Here is a 2,310-nt window from a genome sequence, read left to right on the forward strand (position 1 = left end):
ATTGACCGGACCACCTACAAGGCCACCATCAGCATCAACATGCTCACAACCGACCCTTGACGCGGCCCAGACCGCCCTAACTGAACAGCGTTGCTACTAGACGTCCCTGCGGCGGAACCATCCGCGCCGGGGCGCGGGCGGGGCGGCCGGGCCGGGGTGTGGCGGGGGAGTGGGGCCGCTGAACTGCGGCAGGGTCTTGAACTGCTCGTGGAGCGTGACCGTCGGCGTGATGCGGTGCAGTGCGGCGCGTACGAGGGTGAGCGGGTGGTCGGGGAACCGGGGATCCCACTGCTCCAGGTCGGCCACGTGGTACGGCAGTCCGCCGAACTGCCCGCCGCCGGCGTACGGGTGGGGCTGGAAGTAGTCGGCCGGCCCCACCTGATTCATCACCATCGCCTCCCGCAGACCGGTCGTCGCGCCCTCCGCGGCCTGCACCTTCACCACGGTGCTGCAGCGGTCCTTCGGCAGCGTCCAGCTGCCGATGAAGGCCTGCCCCGGCCTGCTCTGCAACGGCATCTTGACCAGTTGGCGCAGCGCGGGGACACCGTCCACGGCTCCGACGACCGCCTCGATGAGGCCGCCCCCGGCCCCCGCCGTGCCCTGCGCACGCTCGAACCGCAGCCTCTCAGGCTCGTGCAGCGGGGCCGGCAGGTCCGGGACGAGGGGAAAGAAGTGGACCGACAGGACGAGCCCTGCCTCGTCGGTCCACACGCCGGGCTCAAGCTCGGTGAACCCGGTGAGGTCCAGGCCGGTGATCGGGGTCTGGGCTATGGAAGTCATGCTGATCATCATGCGTGATCCCGGGCCGAGCCGGCGCGGCCTCTGCAGAGGACCGGACTACCCGGCGTCGGCGCACAGGGCGTGGTCGATCAGGGTGTTGGTGGCTCGGTTGAGGGTCGGCAGGTCCGCCAGAGCGGAGGTGGTGGTGATGGAGACCGTCACGGCGCGCCGTCCGTCGGCACTGACGGCGGGGCGGGTGTAGACGCCCGGGCCGTCGCCCTCGTGCGTGTGGTACGAGCCTCCGCACGAGAGGGGGATCGTGCGCAGTCCGAGGCCGTAGTCACCCAGTGGCTGTTCCTTGACGTCCTCGGGGTCGTCGGTGCGGCGGACGGTCTGCCGCATCTCGTCCCACTGCGCGGCCGGCAGCAGTCTGCCGTCGGTCAGCGCCCGGAAGAACGTGTCGAGATCCGCGGTGGTGCTGACGATGCCGGAGTCCGCGGTGTGCTGGTAGCTGTGGTCGGTGACGTCGAGCCGTTCACCGTCGGCGTCGGTCAGGTAGACCCGTGCGTGCGGTTCGGGAAGGAACGGGTTCGCGCCCGGTATCGAGGTGTGGCGCAGTCCGAGCGGTGCGATGACACGGTGTTCGACCAGTTCTCGCCAGCCCGTCCCGCCGGCCTTCTCGGCGATCATCGCCGCGACCAGGTAGTTGGTGTTGGAGTAGGCCCAGCGCGTACGGCCACCGGGCTGTGGGGTGAACAGGGGCGGGTGCTTCGTCGCGATCGCGACGAGTCCGGCGGGGGGAGTGTCGTTGTAGCGGTTGGCGTCGAAGTCCTGCAGCATCCGCCGGACACCGGGATCGTCGGTGTAGTCGAACAGGCCGCTGGTCTGCCGCAGCAGGTCCCGCACAGTGATCCGCCGACCGTCGTTGCCGTGGCCGGCCACGGTGCCGGGCAGCCAGTGCTCGACGGTGTCGTCCAGCGAGAGCCTTTTCTCTGCGGCGAGTTGGAGCACGACGACGGCCACGAAGGTCTTGGTCGTACTGGCGATGCGGAACTCGGCGTCCCACGGCACCGGCGCCGCCGAGCCCGCGGCCGCCGTACCGGTGCGTGCGCGGAGCGGCCCGGTGGGTGTGTCGACCCGGGCCACCACGTTCACGCTGCCGCCGCCCGCCTGGCGTACCCGGGCCACGTCCCGCCGCAGTTCGGCCGCGGCGTGGGCGGAGCCCTTGGTCACCTGGTGCTCCGGCGCCGTGTTCGGCGCGGCCGCCGTCGTCGAGCCCACGGCCAGCAGGGCACCGGCCAGGACGGCACCCCCGAACCTCCTCGCACGCACGGTCATGGAAGACCCTCCCCGTCGTCGCGTGTACGGGACGACAGTCAACCGGGCGACGGCGCGCTCCGACATGGCGCGGGCCACCGGGCCGGCGGGGGGCAAACCCCCGGGAAACACTGGTGCCCACCCCCTGACGCGGGGGTGCGCGTCCGCGGGGGGGGGGGGGGGGGCGGCGCCGCCCCGCCCCCGCGCCCCCGCCGGCGCCGCCCGCGGGCACCGGGGGCAGCTGGTGTGGGCGGGCGCACCGCGCGCGCGCCC

Annotated in this window: 2 protein-coding genes; both read right to left on the reverse strand. The window is 72.4% G+C overall.

The window, feature by feature from the left end:
- Positions 1 to 96: 96 nt before the first annotated feature.
- A complete protein-coding gene (locus ACFW2E_RS01625) occupies positions 97 to 780 on the reverse strand; it encodes a hypothetical protein (protein WP_384459675.1) in 684 nt (227 codons plus the stop codon).
- Between the two features lie 57 nt (positions 781 to 837).
- Positions 838 to 2,058, reverse strand: coding sequence for a serine hydrolase domain-containing protein (locus ACFW2E_RS01630; RefSeq protein WP_384459678.1), 1,221 nt, complete (start codon positions 2,056 to 2,058; stop codon positions 838 to 840).
- Between the last annotated feature and the right edge of the window lie 252 nt (positions 2,059 to 2,310).

It is taken from the genome of Streptomyces sp. NPDC058964, assembly GCF_042741275.1.
GTDB lineage: Bacteria > Actinomycetota > Actinomycetes > Streptomycetales > Streptomycetaceae > Streptomyces.

Excerpts from the sequence above, each read along its gene's own strand:
- ACFW2E_RS01625 (WP_384459675.1), bottom strand. The coding sequence starts at position 780 with ATGACTTCCATAGCCCAGACCCCGATCACCGGCCTGGACCTCACCGGG.
- ACFW2E_RS01630 (WP_384459678.1), bottom strand. The coding sequence starts at position 2,058 with ATGACCGTGCGTGCGAGGAGGTTCGGGGGTGCCGTCCTGGCCGGTGCC.